The organism is Frigoribacterium sp. CG_9.8 (assembly GCF_015751965.1).
Lineage (GTDB): Bacteria > Actinomycetota > Actinomycetes > Actinomycetales > Microbacteriaceae > Lacisediminihabitans.
Genome location: NZ_JADOVH010000004.1, coordinates 133,510 through 148,464, shown reverse-complemented (window position 1 = coordinate 148,464; position 14,955 = coordinate 133,510). Strand labels below are relative to the sequence as shown.

At 65.3% G+C, this 14,955-nt stretch carries 12 protein-coding genes, 1 tRNA gene and 1 pseudogene; 9 read left to right on the top strand and 5 right to left on the bottom strand.

Annotation, left to right across the window (positions count from 1 at the left end; genetic code table 11):
• Nucleotides 1-133 precede the first annotated feature (133 nt).
• The gene (locus tag IWX88_RS09965; protein WP_196829872.1) at nt 134-1,450 is read right to left on the bottom strand and encodes a hypothetical protein; all 1,317 of its coding nucleotides are present in this window, start codon (nt 1,448-1,450) and stop codon (nt 134-136) included.
• Between the two features lie 111 nt (nt 1,451-1,561).
• Here IWX88_RS09965 and IWX88_RS09960 point away from each other — a divergent pair, with 111 nt between their 5' ends.
• Complete coding sequence (locus tag IWX88_RS09960) at nt 1,562-5,335, top strand: AAA family ATPase (RefSeq protein ID WP_370568295.1); 3,774 nt, start codon at nt 1,562-1,564, stop codon at nt 5,333-5,335.
• Nucleotides 5,336-5,702: 367 nt separating this feature from the next.
• Here the strand turns inward: IWX88_RS09960 and mscL are convergent, their stop codons facing one another.
• Nucleotides 5,703-6,161, bottom strand: coding sequence for a large conductance mechanosensitive channel protein MscL (gene mscL / locus IWX88_RS09955; protein ID WP_196829869.1), 459 nt, complete (start codon nt 6,159-6,161; stop codon nt 5,703-5,705).
• Between the two features lie 17 nt (nt 6,162-6,178).
• Here mscL and IWX88_RS14275 point away from each other — a divergent pair, with 17 nt between their 5' ends.
• A complete protein-coding gene (locus tag IWX88_RS14275; protein WP_370568315.1) occupies nt 6,179-6,481 on the top strand; it encodes a hypothetical protein in 303 nt (100 codons plus the stop codon).
• A 14-nt stretch (nt 6,482-6,495) separates the two neighbouring features.
• On the opposite strand, the pseudogene IWX88_RS14270 reads toward IWX88_RS14275, so the two are convergent.
• Nucleotides 6,496-6,639 (bottom strand): annotated as a pseudogene (locus IWX88_RS14270) (FmdB family zinc ribbon protein); the annotation flags it as partial.
• Nucleotides 6,640-6,687: 48 nt separating this feature from the next.
• The gene (locus IWX88_RS09945) at nt 6,688-7,266 is read right to left on the bottom strand and encodes a 5-formyltetrahydrofolate cyclo-ligase (protein ID WP_196829864.1); all 579 of its coding nucleotides are present in this window, start codon (nt 7,264-7,266) and stop codon (nt 6,688-6,690) included.
• Between the two features lie 83 nt (nt 7,267-7,349).
• Between IWX88_RS09945 and galU the strand changes: the two genes are divergently transcribed.
• The 6 genes from galU to IWX88_RS09915 all read left to right on the top strand — a co-directional run bounded on the left by galU (nt 7,350) and on the right by IWX88_RS09915 (nt 12,726).
• Nucleotides 7,350-8,243, top strand: a complete 894-nt coding sequence (galU, locus tag IWX88_RS09940; protein WP_196829862.1) for a UTP--glucose-1-phosphate uridylyltransferase GalU — start codon at nt 7,350-7,352, stop codon at nt 8,241-8,243.
• Between the two features lie 76 nt (nt 8,244-8,319).
• Nucleotides 8,320-8,976 carry a GNAT family N-acetyltransferase gene (locus IWX88_RS09935; protein WP_196829860.1) on the top strand — a complete coding sequence of 219 codons (657 nt, stop codon included), beginning with the start codon at nt 8,320-8,322 and terminating at the stop codon, nt 8,974-8,976.
• Between the two features lie 38 nt (nt 8,977-9,014).
• Nucleotides 9,015-10,004 (top strand): hypothetical protein, encoded by a 990-nt coding sequence (locus tag IWX88_RS09930; protein WP_196829858.1) that lies wholly within the window; start codon nt 9,015-9,017, stop codon nt 10,002-10,004.
• Nucleotides 10,005-10,065: 61 nt separating this feature from the next.
• A tRNA-Ala gene (locus tag IWX88_RS09925) sits at nt 10,066-10,141 on the top strand.
• Nucleotides 10,142-10,426: 285 nt separating this feature from the next.
• A complete protein-coding gene (locus tag IWX88_RS09920) occupies nt 10,427-11,176 on the top strand; it encodes an ABC transporter ATP-binding protein (protein WP_370568313.1) in 750 nt (249 codons plus the stop codon).
• Nucleotides 11,158-12,726: a transporter gene (locus IWX88_RS09915; protein ID WP_196829853.1), complete on the top strand. Its 1,569-nt coding sequence runs from the start codon at nt 11,158-11,160 to the stop codon at nt 12,724-12,726. The genes IWX88_RS09920 and IWX88_RS09915 overlap by 19 nt, the downstream gene beginning before the upstream one ends.
• Nucleotides 12,727-12,794: 68 nt before the next feature.
• Here IWX88_RS09915 and IWX88_RS09910 read toward each other — a convergent pair whose 3' ends face one another.
• Nucleotides 12,795-13,769, bottom strand: a complete 975-nt coding sequence (locus tag IWX88_RS09910) for a DUF4349 domain-containing protein (RefSeq protein WP_196829851.1) — start codon at nt 13,767-13,769, stop codon at nt 12,795-12,797.
• Nucleotides 13,770-13,955: 186 nt separating this feature from the next.
• On the opposite strand from IWX88_RS09910, the gene IWX88_RS09905 reads away from it, so the two are divergent.
• Complete coding sequence (locus IWX88_RS09905) at nt 13,956-14,954, top strand: aldo/keto reductase (protein WP_196829849.1); 999 nt, start codon at nt 13,956-13,958, stop codon at nt 14,952-14,954.
• The last annotated feature ends 1 nt before the right edge of the window (nt 14,955 follow it).

Genomic DNA, 14,955 nt, shown 5'->3' with positions numbered 1-14,955 from the left:
CGTCGTCCACCTCCCGGTTTTACGACCACCCCCCTGTTTGCACAGAGAGGTGATCGCAAAACCGGGAGATGGATGGACTGTCGCGGCACGAATCGCCGCACGAATCGCCGCACGATCCGCCGCCCGCGAAGTGTCAGCGGTGCGCGTCGAACCTGGCGAGGGCATCCGCATCGCGCGAGTAGGTCGCCGAGCTGCGGGCGGTATCGAGGGCAGCGACCGGGTCGGACTGTGCCTCGGCCACCTCAAGCAGCCGCTGTGCTTCGGCGAGACGGGTGCGGGCATCCGTTCCCACGCCGCCTCGGCGGCTCGCGATGAAATCCTGCGTCGCTGCGATCTGGCTGCGGGCGCTCACCAATACTCCGACGAGTGCCGCGCCGGCGTGTTCGAGTCGCTCGGTCTGGTTACGTGCGCTCGCGAGCGCACCATCGAGGGTGGCAATCGCACCCTCGAGCCGGGCGAGGGATGCGGCGGGGCTCGCGGTGTCCAGCGGTTCCAGCACGGATTCCAGCCCCGTCACGGCGCTTCCGATTGCCGCACCGGAGGCCGGATCAGGAGCGGAATCCCGAGCATCCCGCGCTTCGGTGAGGTCGGCCCGGCTCTGGCTCACCAGTCGAGTCAGCCGGTCTGACTGCTCGGTGAGAGTAGCGCCGAGCGCATCCACCGCATCCAATAGCCGCACGGCACGCGTCGCGGTTGCGCGCGCATCCTGCACTCGGTCGGCAACGTCGGTAGCGAGGGGATCGACGAGCCGTGCGTTCGCCGCTTCTGCACCCTGTCCGGCCGTTGTGAGCAACTCCCGAGCCCGGCTGACATTGCTGATCACCGACTCGAGCGCGGCAGGGGAGTACCGGACGGCAAGTGCCGCAAGAGTGCTCTGGATGGTCGGTACGCGCATCGAGGTGGCGACCACGAGCATCCGCACCTCACCCAGTTGTGTCGGGGCATCGGTCTCGCGCTGGCGCAGCGCGTCGAAGGCGGCTGCCTCTTCGCTGAGCATCCGCTCTGCCGACTCGCAGAGGTGGATGATCCGGGCATTCCATTCGCGCTGCTGCGTGGCGGTGTCGGGCTGGGAGTCGTCTAGCCGCTGCTTGAACCGGAACGACTCTGTGAGGTCGTGTCGGGCAGCTGCGAGGGCAGCGGTGAAGCTGTGGGAACGCTCCTCACCGAACTGTGCGATCGCGTATCCGAGGTTGTCATTGGCCTGCGCAACGGCGTCATCCAGCCGCACCAGCAGAATGTTCGCGCGCGTTCTGAGCTCCGAATCATCAGCCGGGGCGGTCGAGCCACCCACAGCTGCGGAATGGGCGGTCGCGCCGCGCGCCCTCCGCCGTGACAGGAGCGTGATGCCGATGACCACCACGAGCGCGAAGAGGACCACAATGGTGACAAGTGCTGTCGTCACGGCCTGCACGAGGTCTGACGAAGCGGCGCGGATAGCCAGGAAGAACATGGCCGGTATCTTACGTTTAGCGCCCGGTGACGAGCCCGACTCCAACTCGACGCGCGGCGAAACTCCCCGCTATCTCCCGAAATTCCGTGGCGGTCCCGTTAAGGTATCCCTGTGTGGCGTGCAAATAGAACTCAGGATGACGACCTCTTCACGGAGCCGAATGACGATCATGCTCGCGCGGAGCGGCAGGTGACCGCGCCCCACGCGCTGACCCTCGGCGATCCCAACTACTCCCTCTCCAATGTGGCCGAACCCACCTGGCGGGGTTGGCGGTCGGAACTCGGCACCATCGGCGGGGTGCCCCCACTGCTGTATTTCGTCGACGGGCCACGCACTCGCATCGAGCTCGGTGCGACTCATCCGGGCGGTCTCGCGCAATTCATCACCGGCAAGTCGACACTGCTCTCCAACCTGATCCGGGATGACATCGCCCTGAGAGCGGCGAAGATCGCCGCCGCTGAGATCGCCGATAAGAGTCTTGAACTCGCCACTGCTCGAGGCATCGACTCGATCCATCTGGGCATCGGAATCGCGGAATGGCAGCACGAGGGAGTGCAGTTCCGGGCGCCGGTGCTGCTGCGTCCCCTCGCCATCCGGCGATATGGCAGCAACTTCGAGCTCAAGCTCAAGGGGGCGCCGTTCCTCAATCCGGAACTGTCCCGCGCCCTCGACGCGCAGTTCCAGATCTCCCTCGATGCCGAGGCCTTCGTGGCGCTCGCCGAAGAGGACGGCTCGTTCAAGCCCAACCCCGTAATCGATCGCTTGCGCGGACTCACCTCCCACCTCGAGTGGTTCAACGTGCAGCCGCGACTGGTGGTCTCGTCATTCGCTGACGTGTCCCGCGCCATGGAGTCCGACGCTGGAGATCTCGAGCACCCCGTTCTCGACGCGCTCGCTGGCAACCCGTCAGCCAAGTGGGCGATCGGCGAGAGCTATAGCCCGGTCGAGCCGCAGGGTCCAGACCGGCGCAGCCCGGAGACCGACACCCTACTGCTTGACGCGGATGCTGAACAGGAGCATGTGATCGCCCAGATCGCCGCCGGCAATTCGGTGGTCGTCAAGACCCTTCCCGGTACCGGAGCCACCCAGACCATCGTGAACGCCATCGGTGCACTCGTGAGCCAAAACAAGCGCGTGCTGGTTGTCAGCGCGAGGCGATCCTCGCTCGCCGGCATCGCACAGCGTTTCGGCGATGTCGGACTTGCCGGTCTTGCGGTGAATCCCGGCACGCTTCGCCGCGACCTCATCCGCTCGATCGGACGTAACGAGAAAGCTCGCGCACCGCACGTCGGCGAGGTGGATGACGCGCTGGTGCGCCTGCGCAAAGTGCTGCTCGACTACCGGGGTGCGGTTGCGCGCACAGACCCGGCGCTGCGTGTCTCCGTGCTCGACTGCCTTACCGAGCTCTCCCGTCTTGCGTTGCTCCCCGATCCACCGGCCACGACCGCACGACTCTCCCGCGATTCCGTCGAGATGATGGCGGATGATCGTGCCGACGCAGCCCGCGCAATGGTCGAAGCGGCCCGCCTCGGTGAATTTCGCTACGGTCCCGGGGACTCGCCCTGGTACGGAGCCAATTTCGCCACGAGCGAGGCAGCGGCACGCGCTCATGCGATCGCGAACCAACTGCACCACACCGACCTGCCTCAGCTGATCGAGCGGGCAACGGGCCTCATCGCCGGCACGCGGATGCGGCCGTTCGAGACCATCACCGAACTCGGCGTCTACTTGCGGTTGCTCACCGATATTCGGGACACCCTCGACCGGTTCCTGCCCGTAGTGTTCGATCGTTCGCTCAGCGAGCTGATCGCCGCGACATCCGCCCGCAAGGATTCCCCCGAAATGTCGTCGGCCAATCGTCGTCGGCTGAAGAAACTCGCACGGGAATATGTGCGCCCCGGCGTGCATGTGAGTGACATCAATGAGAGCCTCCAGCGCATCCAGCAGCAGCGCATGCTGTGGCAGCGGTTCGTCGCGGCAGGGGTTCCGCCGGAGGTGCCGGTGGGCATCGCCGATGCGCAAGTGGCCTACCAGCGGGTGGCGCAGGATCTCGAACTCCTCGATGAACCACTCGGCGCGGTGACACGGGAAGCCCAACTGGTTCACCTGCCGATCCACCTTCTCACTGAGCGCCTCGAAGCCCTGGCCGCCGAATCGGATGTGTTAAACAACCTCCAGGAGCGCGCCGCGTTGCGAGCGACCCTCCGTCATCTCCAACTCGACCCGTTGCTCGACGATCTTGCCTCGCGCCACGTGCCCGACGAGCAGGTCGCAGCTGAGCTGGAACTCGCCTGGTGGCAGTCCGCCCTCGAGTCGCTTCTGGAAGCCGATCGCGCACTGCTGAACGCGAACACCCCGGTGCTCGATCGTCTCGAAGCGGACTTCCGGCTCGTCGACGAGGCCCACGCCGCCGGCAGCGCACAGCTGCTGGGCTGGCAGCTCGCTGAGAACTGGAACATCGGTCTCGTGGACTGGCCGGAGGAGGCATCCGCTCTCAAGAGCGCGCTGCGCGGCCAATCGATCAATGCCCGAGATCTGCAGGAGGCTGCTCCGCACCTGTCGCGCACTATCGCGCCGGTCTGGCTCGCGTCACCCTACGAGGTGGCGGGAATCACCGACACGCTTGCCTTCGATACCGTCGTTCTGGTGGATGCTGGCGCCACGACTCTCGCCGAAAACCTCGGTGCGATCCGCCGCGGCAAGCAGACGGTGGCCTTCGGCGACCCGGTCACCCAGACACCGTCGCCATTCTCCCTCGGGCTTACCGGCTCCGACGATGTGTCACAGCTCGATGCGGAGGCGCTCGAGAAGCTGCACGGGGAATCCGCGCTCGCCCGACTCGGAACCCTGCTGCCCACCCTCGCCCTCACCCGCAGTTACCGCGCCGGGGGAGAGGATCTCGCCGAGCTGGTGAACCGCCGCTTCTACGGTGGCAAGATCGAATCCTTCCCGTGGGCCGGCAGTTTTCTCGGTCACGGGAGCATCCGACTCGACTTTCTGGCCGATGGATCGGGGATGCCCGATCCCGAGTCTGGCGGGGTTGAGAGTGTCGACGTGGAGGTCAACCGCGCCGTCGAGCTCGTGATCGAGCACGCGGCGACTCGTCCACAGGAATCGCTCATGGTGATCACCGCCAGCGCCCGCCATGCCGTGCGCGTGCAGCAGGCAGTGCTCGCCGCAACCTCGGGCCGTCCGGAGCTCAGCGACTTCGTACTCGGCGACCGGCCGGAGCCGTTCACCGTGACGACGATCGAGCAGGCCGTGGCTCAGAGCCGCGATCACGTGATCTTCTCCATCGGCTACGGGCGTACCCCGCACGGGCGCGTGCTCTCGGACTTCGGAGCACTCGGTCGACCCGGTGGTGAGCGGCTGCTCGCGGTGGCGATGACCCGTGCCCGCCGCTCAATGGTGATCGTCACGTGCTTTCAAGCGCAGGATATCGACGAGGACCGCATGTATTTCGGTGCGATCGCTCTCGCGGAGATCCTCACCGACGTGACGGCCCGCAACGCACTCACCGGATCCACTGACGACAGTGAGCCGATGCTCGTCGATCTCGCCAGACGGTTGCAGCTTCGCGGCCTGCGCGTCGCGCTCGGTCACCGCGGCAAACTGGGGCTTGTGGCCTCCCACCAGGGCATGTGCCTCACGATCGAGACCGATTCAGTGCTGCACGGCTCCAGCCTGCGTGAGTCGCTTCGGCTGCGTCCAGAGATGCTGCGGCGCCTCGGATGGCACTACTTGCGGGTTCACGCCTTCGAGCTGTTCAGCGAACCCGACGCCGTCGCCGACCGCATTGTGACGATGCTCGGTGCGACATCCACTCCCGAAACGCAGCCGATCCCGATCGTGGGCGCGGCCGGTAGTGCGGCACCGCAGGGCTGACGTGGCGAAGCACGATGCCCCGACGCCGCGAGAGAGACCGCGCCGCCGGGTGACGACCGAGGCCAGCCCCGGTTCAGACCCGAACCCGCAGAAGGAACCTCCGCGCCACGCCGAGAACGAGAATGATGAACGTCTGAAGGCGGATAAGCCGCCGCACTGGGGACAGACCCACTGACGATGCACTGATCATGTACTCACGAGTGCACGGGTCTTCGCGCAGTCCTTATTCAGTGCCCATTCCGGGCGTATGCGGACATTCTGGGCCGGCGTGCCGACCCGGAGTGTCCGAACTGGCCCGGTTTTAGCAGCGGATGAGGCGGCAGCGGATGAGCGGCAGCGGATGGGGCGGCAGCAGATGAGCGTGCAGCTACGGAGCGGTCGCCGGCGGTGCAGGGGCGTGGTCGGGCCTCGGTCGCCCAGCGAGTAGGTCGCGAATCTCCATGAGCAGCTCAGTCTCTGTCGGCGGAAGATCCTGCGGTGGTACGTCGTCTTGCCGCTTCCGTCTCGCGAGGGTGAGCTTGCCCAGGTGATTGATCGGCACCACGATCGCGAAAAACACCACCAGGGCGATGATGAGGAACTGGATGATTGCCGCCAGCACTGCGCCGAATGCGAGCACGCCCGGCTTGCCCCCGCCGAGAGCGGGCACTTCGACCTCGAACGCCTTCGTCAGGTCGGTGGCGTTGAACAGCACCCCGATGAGCGGATTAAAGATATTTGTCACGAGCGCGGTGACGATAGCGGTGAACGCCGCGCCGATGATGATGCCGACTGCGAGATCGATCACGTTGCCGCGGAGAATGAATTGCTTGAAACCGGTGAGCATGGGGGCTCCTTCCGCTAGTGCATGAGAAGAACTACGAACCCGCGGTCCGGGTTGGCGCGCTCGATGGCGCCGCACCCGATTTCGGAGTCGGCGATTTCGACGCCTTCCCGTCGCGTGCCGAGGTGCTTTTCTCGGTCTTCTTGGCAGCACCATCGGACTTCGCTGCGGCTGAGGACTCCGAAGAGGAGCCCGAAGAGGATTCCGAAGAGGATTCCGAAGAGGAACCCGACGAACCCGATGAACTCGACGAATCTGACGACGAACCGGCCGACGCACCGGCAGATGACTTCGAGGCCTCGGCGCGACTGTCGTTGCGATAAAAACCCGCGCCGGTGAAGCTCACGCCGATCGAGTTGAAAACCTTGCGAAGCTGGGACTGGCCGCAGTTCGGGCACACGGTGAGGGAGTCATCCGTAAACGCCTGGTACTGGTCGAACGCTGAATCGCAGTTCGCACAGCGATAGGAATAGGTGGGCACGGCGTCCTTAGTACATGGGGGAAGTGGGGGAAGTCGGAGAAGTCTGAGTCAGAAACGAATGATGGCTCCGGGGGTGACAACCCCGTCGACACGCTTGTCGTGCACCTCGCTCGGCACACTTTCGACCAACTCCCGGTCGAAGATCACAGCATAGACCGGCGGGCACTGCTCCATCGATCCCAGAGTCCGATCGAAATAGCCGCGGCCCCAGCCCATTCGCATTCCGGTGCGGTCGACGGATGCCGCGGGCACGAGGATCAGATCCACATCGTTGATTGCGATCGGGCCGAGCAACTCGCCGACGGGCTCCGGCATGCCGAATAGCCCCTCAATCTCGGTTCCGCCATCGCCGACGGTCCAATCGAGCAGTCCATCGTCGCGAGAGATCGGAAACAGGATGCGGATCTTCTGCTCATCCGCCCAGCCCAGAAAGGGACGGATGTTCGGCTCTCGGGTCGCCGGTAGGTACGCCGCGACCGAGGTCACCTGCAGTCGCGTCGCGAGTTCGATCAGGTGAGCACACAGTTGCGAGGTGGCCTGTTCCAACTCCCGAGTGGTCATGATGCGGCGTCTCTCTCGCAGCTCGGCCCGCAGAGCGCGCTTCTGCTGGCTCTCGTCTCCACTCATACTTCTCCCGCGTTCATGCCCCCAAGTCTAGGGTTCGTGCCGAGTGGATGCCCTCGAAACGGCGGTCAGATACCCTTAGCGCCATGGCCTTCACAATCACTAAAGCTGTCATTCCTGCCGCCGGACTCGGAACGCGATTCCTGCCCGCGACCAAAGCGATGCCCAAAGAGATGCTGCCCGTCGTCGACAAGCCGGCGATCCAATATGTGGTGGAGGAGGCCGTGGCGGCCGGTCTCACCGACGTACTGATGATCACGGGGCGCAACAAGAATGCGCTCGAGAACCATTTCGACCGCGTGGGTGAACTCGAGGCGACACTGCTGATGAAGGGTGACATCGAGCGCCTGCGCAAGGTGAACCACGCGACCGACCTCGCCGAAGTGCACTACGTGCGCCAGGGCGATCCCAAGGGACTCGGTCACGCGGTGTTGCGCGCCCGCATGCACGTAGGTCACGAGCCATTCGCGGTACTGCTCGGTGACGACATCATCGACGAGCGGGACGTTCTGCTTTCCCGCATGCTCGAAGAGCAGGGCAAGCGCAATGCTACGATCGTCGCACTGCTCGAGGTCGAGCCGTCCCAGGTGCACATGTACGGAATAGCCACGGTCGAGCCGACCGATGACGATGATGTGGTTCGCATCACCGGCATGGTGGAGAAGCCCACCCGCGCGAAGGCTCCCTCTAATTACGCGATCATCGGCCGCTACGTTCTGCAGCCCGAGATCTTCGACATCCTTGAGCACACCCCCGCGGGAAAGGGCGGAGAGATCCAGCTGACGGATGCCCTGCAGACGCTCGCGGCAAACCCGAGCATCGCAGGGGGCGTCTATGGCGTCGTGTTCCGTGGGCGTCGGTATGACACGGGCGATCGGCTCGATTACATCAAGGCCATTGTGCAGCTCGCGGTCGATCGTGAGGACCTTGGTCCCGAGCTGCGTCCGTGGCTGAAGAACTTTGCCCGGACTCTCGAGTAGACCCGCAGGTCGAGTTGGCACGGGGGTCGGCTGGTCGCGACACAGCCACATCATGACCCGGCCATAGACTGATCGGGTGGCGACTCCGATCCCTACCCTGCGTGAGGGCAAGACGACCATCCGCCCCATCCGTCTCAGGGATGCGCGACTTCTCGAACGGGAATTGCTCGAGAACCGGGGTTGGTTGCGCAAGTGGGAGGCGACCAATCCGCATGGCGCGATGAGCTTCGATGTGCGCTCGAGCATCCGCAGTCTCCAAGCCAACGCCCGCGCCGGGTTCGGCCTTCCCTTCGCCATTGAATTCGATGGGGAGTTCGCCGGTCAGCTCAATCTTTCGGGAATCACCTATGGGTCGCTGTCGTCCGCAACCATCGGATACTGGGTGTCGGAACGCTTCGCCGGTAAGGGCGTGACCCCCACGGCGGTAGCCCTTGCCGCCGACTACGCTTTCTTCCAGGTTGGCCTTCATCGGCTAGAGATCTGCATCCGCCCCGAGAACGCCCCCAGCCTCCGGGTAGTGGAAAAGCTCGGCTTTCGGTACGAGGGACTGCGCCGCCGCTATATCCATATCAATGGCAATTGGCGCGATCACTTCTGCTTTGCCCTCGTAGCGGAAGAGCTTTCCACCGGAGTTTTGAGACGCTGGCTCGATGGCCGAGTGCCCGAGGGCGCCGGTGTTGTGCCTCCGTCCGACTGGGATGCGTCGCTTCAGCCGGGAACACACCCTCGCTAATCGAGAGTTAATCGGCCCCGCCCTCGTACCGTAGGGCTATGGGTGCAGACGGAGTCGGATCGAGCGTGATCATCGCCCTTGCCGCCGTGCTCTGGCTGGCCTACCTCGTGCCGACCTGGCTGCAGCGACGAGAGTATCTCGCGACCGAGCGCAACGCGCTTCGCCTTCAGCAGACCCTGCGCATCATGGCCGAAACCTCGGAGGTGCCGAGGCAAGTGCGCGCCGAAGCTACGGCACGTGATGCAGTCCAGCAGGAGCGCGTGCTCAAGAGACAGTTGCAGCGCAGCGCCGCCATCGCTGACGCGCAGGATGCCGCGATCGCGCGCGCCGCCGCCCGCCGTCTCGCCGAGATCCAGCCTGCCATCGCGGCTGATATCGCCGCCAGTTCCGGTGCCTCGCGTCGACTGCGGCGTTCGCGCGCGACCACCACCGCAATCGTGTTCGCTGCCCTTATCGGCAGTGGTCTCGGGGTGGCACAGTTTGCCGCATCAGGCGCCTGGATGCTTCTCGCCGTTGGTGCCGCCGTGACAGTGGGCGGCATGGGGATGCTCGGGCAGATGGCATCCGTCGGCCGGGCCAGAGCCGAGCTCGCCCGCAGTCTGCGCTCTCGTCCACGAGCACTGGTTGACGCTTCCCGTGCGGCCGTCGCTCCCACCGGTGAGTTGCAGACATCCTGGACGCCGGTGCCCGTGCCCAAGCCGCTTTACCTGTCGCGTGGCGTGCCTGAGCGGTCCCATCTCGCATCGCTTGACGCCGCCGCCGAACTTCGCCAGGCTGCTGCGGATGCCGAGCGCCGGCTGCGGGAGGCACGCCAGGCTCCGGAGGTCACGCCGATCCGGCCCGCTGCGTCTGGTGCGTCTGGTGCGTCTGGTGCGTTTGGTGCGTTTGGTGCGTTTGGTGCGTTTGGTGCGGCTGGTGCGTATGGTGCGGCTGCAGCTCCCAGTCGTTTCGCGCAAATGGGTTTCGTCGAAAAGCAGCTCGAAACCCGCACGGACCTCGACGCCGTGCTTCGCCGCCGCCGCGCGTAGTCTGCTCGCCGTCTTCTGCGCGGAAGCCTGCACTGAGAGTGATAACGTTGCAACGCAGCATGGGCCCTTGGCGCAGTTGGTAGCGCGCCTCGTTCGCATCGAGGAGGTCAGGAGTTCGAATCTCCTAGGGTCCACCAGCACTGCACTCCCCGCACGTCGACTTCACCGCCGGTGTCAGCGGGGAGTTTTTTCGTCGGGGGCTGTGGCCATGCGAATCCACTGTGCACGGGTTACTGGGGCCGACAGCGGACGGATCATCGACACGCCGCCCGCATGCGGTGACTCGCTGGGCTGTTCTCGGGATCTCCGCTCTCAACGACACGGATCGATGCCTGACGGCCCTGTCGGGTAGGGTGGCGCACGTGTCAGCGACCGACAACCAGCCCGAAGCAGAGACCGGCGCGCTCGACCAGCTTGCGAGAGTGGCCCTCAGCATCCGCGGCCTCTATAAGCGGTTCGGTGACAAGAACGCCGTTGATAATCTCAGCCTGGATGTGCCGTCCGGATCGTTTTATGGCCTCGTCGGGCCGAACGGCGCGGGAAAGACCACGACGCTCTCGATGGCAACCGGACTGCTCCGACCGGATGCCGGCACCATCACGGTGCACGGGGTCGATGTCTGGCGCAACCTCACCCAGGCGAAGCGGCTCGTGGGGGTGCTTGCTGATGGTGCGCGTCTCTTCGATCGGCTCACCGGTGAACAGTTGGTCACTTACTCCGGACTGCTGTCGGGCATGGAACGGACCACAGTGGCTGAGCGGGTAGACGACCTGCTGCGCCTTCTTGACCTGCAGGGGGCCGGCGGCACACTGGTGGTGGACTATTCGGCCGGCATGACCAAGAAGATCGCCCTCGCCTGTGCCCTCGTGCACGCGCCGAGAATCCTGGTGCTCGACGAGCCATTCGAGTCGGTGGATCCGGTGTCAGCGGCGAACATCCGCGACATCCTGCAGGGCTATGTTTCGTCGGGCGGCACGGTCATCGTCTCGAGCCACGCCATGGATCTGGTGCAGCGCATGTGCGACCATGTCGCCGTGATCTCAGCCGGCAGAGTGCTGGCGGCCGGCACGATCGACGAAGTGCGCGGCGGATCGACGCTGGAAGACCGGTTCGTTGAGTTGGTCGGCGGGCGGCACCACGCGGAAGGCCCCGAATGGTTGCGAATCTCCTGAAGCTTCGCCTTCTCGTGCTGAAGAACTTTCTTCTTCGCAGCACCTGGCAGCTGGTCGCGGTGATCTTCGGTGCCTTTTACGGCCTCAGTGCGCTCTTTGGCGCATCGTTCGGGCTGGTGGCCCTCAGTGGGGCGCCGGTCGAGATTGCCCGAACCGTCGTGGTTCTGGCTGGCTCGGCTCTCGTGCTCGGCTGGCTGGTCGTGCCCCTGCTCTTCACCGGCATTGAACAGACCCTCGATCCCGCGCGACTGGTTACCTTCCCGATTCCGCTGAACACCCTGCTGATCGGTCTCGCCCTCAGCGGACTGGTCGGAGTGCCCGGTTTCGTGACCATGTTCGGTGCTATGGCGACCGCGGGCACCTGGTGGCAGCATCCGCTCATTGCCGTTCTCGCGGCGGTCTGCGGGGCACTCGCGGCAACCACCTGCATCGTGGGATCCCGGGCGGTCACGACCCTCAGCTCCACAATCGCCTCGGGACGACGTTTCCGTGAGGCTGCCGGCGTGCTCCTGATGGTGCCGCTCGTGTTGCTGGGCCCAATTATCATCTCGATCTCCTCGGGTCTTCGTACAGCGACGGATGCCCTCCCCAGCCTCGCAAACTCGCTCGCGTGGACTCCGCTTGGCGCGCTCTGGGCCGTGCCATCGGATGTTGCGGTCGGTCAGTGGGGCGTAGCTGCACTGCACCTTCTCATCGGGATTGCGACACTGGCACTACTCGTGCTGATCTGGCGACGCACCCTCGCTCTCGCCCTCATCACGCCGGCTCACACTGTTTCACGCAGCCGCGGCAGGGGAAAACTAGGTTTTCTCGCACTGTTCCCGGCAACCCCGGCGGGGGCCGTAGCTGCACGTTCGCTCACCTATTGGACGCGGGATCCGCGCTACGCCCGACAGCTGATCGCCGTACCGCTCATCCCCGCACTGATGTTCTTCTACAGCCGTAACGGGATGCTCGAAGTGCTCGCACTGGTTGGTCCACTCGTGGCGCTGATTCTTTCGCTGGCGATCTTCTCTGACCTTTCCTACGAGGGCACGGCCTTCGCGACCCAGATCTCATCCGGCATCCGGGGCAGGGATGACCGGCTGGGCCGAGCCGCAGCTCTCGCCAGTTTCGGTCTGCCGATCGTGATCCTCTTCAGCGTCGGTTCGGTCTGGATCAGCGGTTTATGGTCTGCGCTGCCCGGGCTCCTCGGGGTGTCGATCGGCGTGTTCCTCACCGGGCTTGGAGTGTCGAGCGTCTCGTCCGCTCTGGTGGTCATCCCCGTGCCGGCACCGGGTGACAACCCATTCAAAGCCGCACCAGGGGCCGGTTTTACCGCGGCGCTCACAACATTTGCAACTTGGGGCGCGCTCGGGGTGCTGGCGTTGCCCGAGATCATTCTCGCCGCGGTCGGCGCGTCAACCGGCGTGGCACTCCTGGGCTGGATCGGTCTCGTTGTCGGTCTCGGCCTCGGTTCGCTGTTTCTGGTGGTGGGCATCCGCGTCGGTGGTGCACGGCTGGATCGTGCGGCACCTGAATTGCTCGAGCGCCTCGCCCGCCAGCGCTGAGAGTGCCGGTCTTGAGGGTGCCAGCGCCGAGAGTGCCGGTGCTGGGGGTGTCGGTGCTGGGGCGTGCCTTACGGCTCCCGCGCGATGCGGATGCTGCGGATGCGGCGGCGGCGCACGCCGAGTGTGGCGATTGCCGCGATCACGGCTGCAAATACCAGCCAGGGCAGAACTACTCCCGCCACCACGAGCGCTGCGGACAGGAATGCCACGAATGACCCCCAGCCCGCGCTGAGCCCGGAAAGAAAAGTGTCGGGCGCTCGCACCGGTGCGGTGGCGATAGTTCCGAACTCCACGGTGAGGGTGGCGAGGTCGACCTGGTCGTCGAGGCCGCGTTTTTCTGCCTGCAGGCTCTCGAGGCTGGCCTGGCGATCAGACAGAGCCGTCTCGATGGAGATCAGGTCGGCGGTGCTGCTGGCGCGGGACATGAGTTCGACGAGCCGCCCGACGGACGTGGTCAGGGCGGTGATCCGGGCCTCGAGGTCCTGGGACTGGCCGGTGACATCCTGTGTCGCCAGGGATACGTTCTCGACGCGACCCAATTTCTTGAGCTCAGCAAGTGTCGCGTCCAGCGTGGCGCTCGGAATACGCAGCACGAGCTGCGCCGATGCCGGGTCGCCACCCGTCGACGGACGTTCGGTACGGCCATCGACGTGGCCCCCCGCGGCAGCCGTGATCGTGACGGCTTTCTCGGCCGCAACCAACGGGGTGTCCACGGTGATGGCGATCCTTCCGGTCGTGATCACCGAGCGGGCGGATGCCCGTTGAGCCGCGCCTGTCGTGCTGAAGCTGTTGCTGCTGTCTGTTGCCTTCTCGAGCCCTGCCACCGGGGCGCGCGAGCCCGAGCTGCCCGAGCTGCCCGAGTTGCCCGAGCCGTCTGACTTGCCCGAGCCGTCTGACTGCGAGGGCTGCGAGGGTTGCGAGGAACTTGAACTCATGCTGCACCCCGCAAGCCCGAGCGCCGCAACGAGCAGGACGGTGGTTACCAGTGTTCGCTGCATCAGTGGTTGGTTCATGAGTGGTTGGTTCATGAGTGTTCGCTTCATGACCCCACGGTAGGGGTGCGCTCCCGCGAGCCGCTACCCAACGTTTCGCGTGATTCGCACGTCACTGATTCGCGACTGCCCCCCCCCCCCCCCCCCCACGCTCGCGCGACTGCCCTCCACGCTCGCGCGACTGCCCTCCACGCTCGCGCGACTGCCCTCCACGCTCACGCGACCTAGGCTGGCGGGATGGACACTCGCACCCTCGGACGAACCAACCGCACTGTCTCTGCCATCGCGCTGGGCACCTGGCAACTCGGAAGTGACTGGGGCGAAGTGACGGAGGCGAATGCTCGGGCTGTGCTTGATGCATCCGCCGAGGCAGGCGTCACCCTCTTCGACACCGCGGATGTCTATGGCGATGGACGCAGCGAACAGTTGATCGGGAGCTATCTCGCCGACCGACCCGGTCACGCGATCACCGTCGCAACCAAGATCGGACGACGTGAAGCCCAGGATGCAGCCAACTTCACTCTGGCAAAGTTTCGTGAGTGGATCGACCGCTCCCGCACGAACCTGCGCACTGACACGCTGGATCTCGTGCAGTTGCACTGCCCGCCCACCGCTGTTTTTTCAGATGATCGGGTCTTCGAGGATCTTGACACCCTCGTCGCCGAGGGCGCAATCGCCGCCTATGGAGTGAGCGTCGAAACAGCTGATGAGGCGCTCGCTGCTATTGCGCGGCCCAATGTCGCGACGGTGCAAATCGTCCTCAATGCCTTCCGGTTGAAGCCGCTGGATGCCGTACTCCCGGCTGCGATCGCGGCTGGGGTCGGCGTCATCGCCAGGGTCCCTCTGGCATCCGGGCTGCTGAGCGGCAAGTACACCGCCGACACCACGTTTGCGGCGAACGACCATCGCACCTACAACCGCGACGGCTCTGCCTTCGACGTGGGGGAGACTTTTTCGGGCGTCGACTTTGCGCGGGGAGTGGCCGCGGCTGGCGAGTTCGCCGCGCTGTTGCCCGGCGAGGCGGCGGCATCCGGTTTCACGACGGCCCAGGTCGCTGTCGCCTGGGTTGCCCAGCTCGGCGGCGTGAGCTCGGTCATCCCCGGGGCACGAAATGTTGCACAGGCGAAGAGCAATGCTGCATCGGGTTCGGTGCCGCGCATGAGCCCCGCGTTCACCGGTGCCGTGGCCGAGCTCTACGACCGCGAGTTTCGGGCAACAGTTCACGACCGCTGGTAGC

Excerpts from the sequence above, each read along its gene's own strand:
- IWX88_RS09965 (WP_196829872.1), bottom strand. The coding sequence starts at position 1,450 with ATGTTCTTCCTGGCTATCCGCGCCGCTTCGTCAGACCTCGTGCAGGCC.
- mscL (WP_196829869.1), bottom strand. The coding sequence starts at position 6,161 with ATGCTCACCGGTTTCAAGCAATTCATTCTCCGCGGCAACGTGATCGAT.
- IWX88_RS09945 (WP_196829864.1), bottom strand. The coding sequence starts at position 7,266 with ATGAGTGGAGACGAGAGCCAGCAGAAGCGCGCTCTGCGGGCCGAGCTG.
- galU (WP_196829862.1), top strand. The coding sequence starts at position 7,350 with ATGGCCTTCACAATCACTAAAGCTGTCATTCCTGCCGCCGGACTCGGA.
- IWX88_RS09930 (WP_196829858.1), top strand. The coding sequence starts at position 9,015 with ATGGGTGCAGACGGAGTCGGATCGAGCGTGATCATCGCCCTTGCCGCC.
- IWX88_RS09915 (WP_196829853.1), top strand. The coding sequence starts at position 11,158 with ATGGTTGCGAATCTCCTGAAGCTTCGCCTTCTCGTGCTGAAGAACTTT.
- IWX88_RS09910 (WP_196829851.1), bottom strand. The coding sequence starts at position 13,769 with ATGAAGCGAACACTCATGAACCAACCACTCATGAACCAACCACTGATG.
- IWX88_RS09905 (WP_196829849.1), top strand. The coding sequence starts at position 13,956 with ATGGACACTCGCACCCTCGGACGAACCAACCGCACTGTCTCTGCCATC.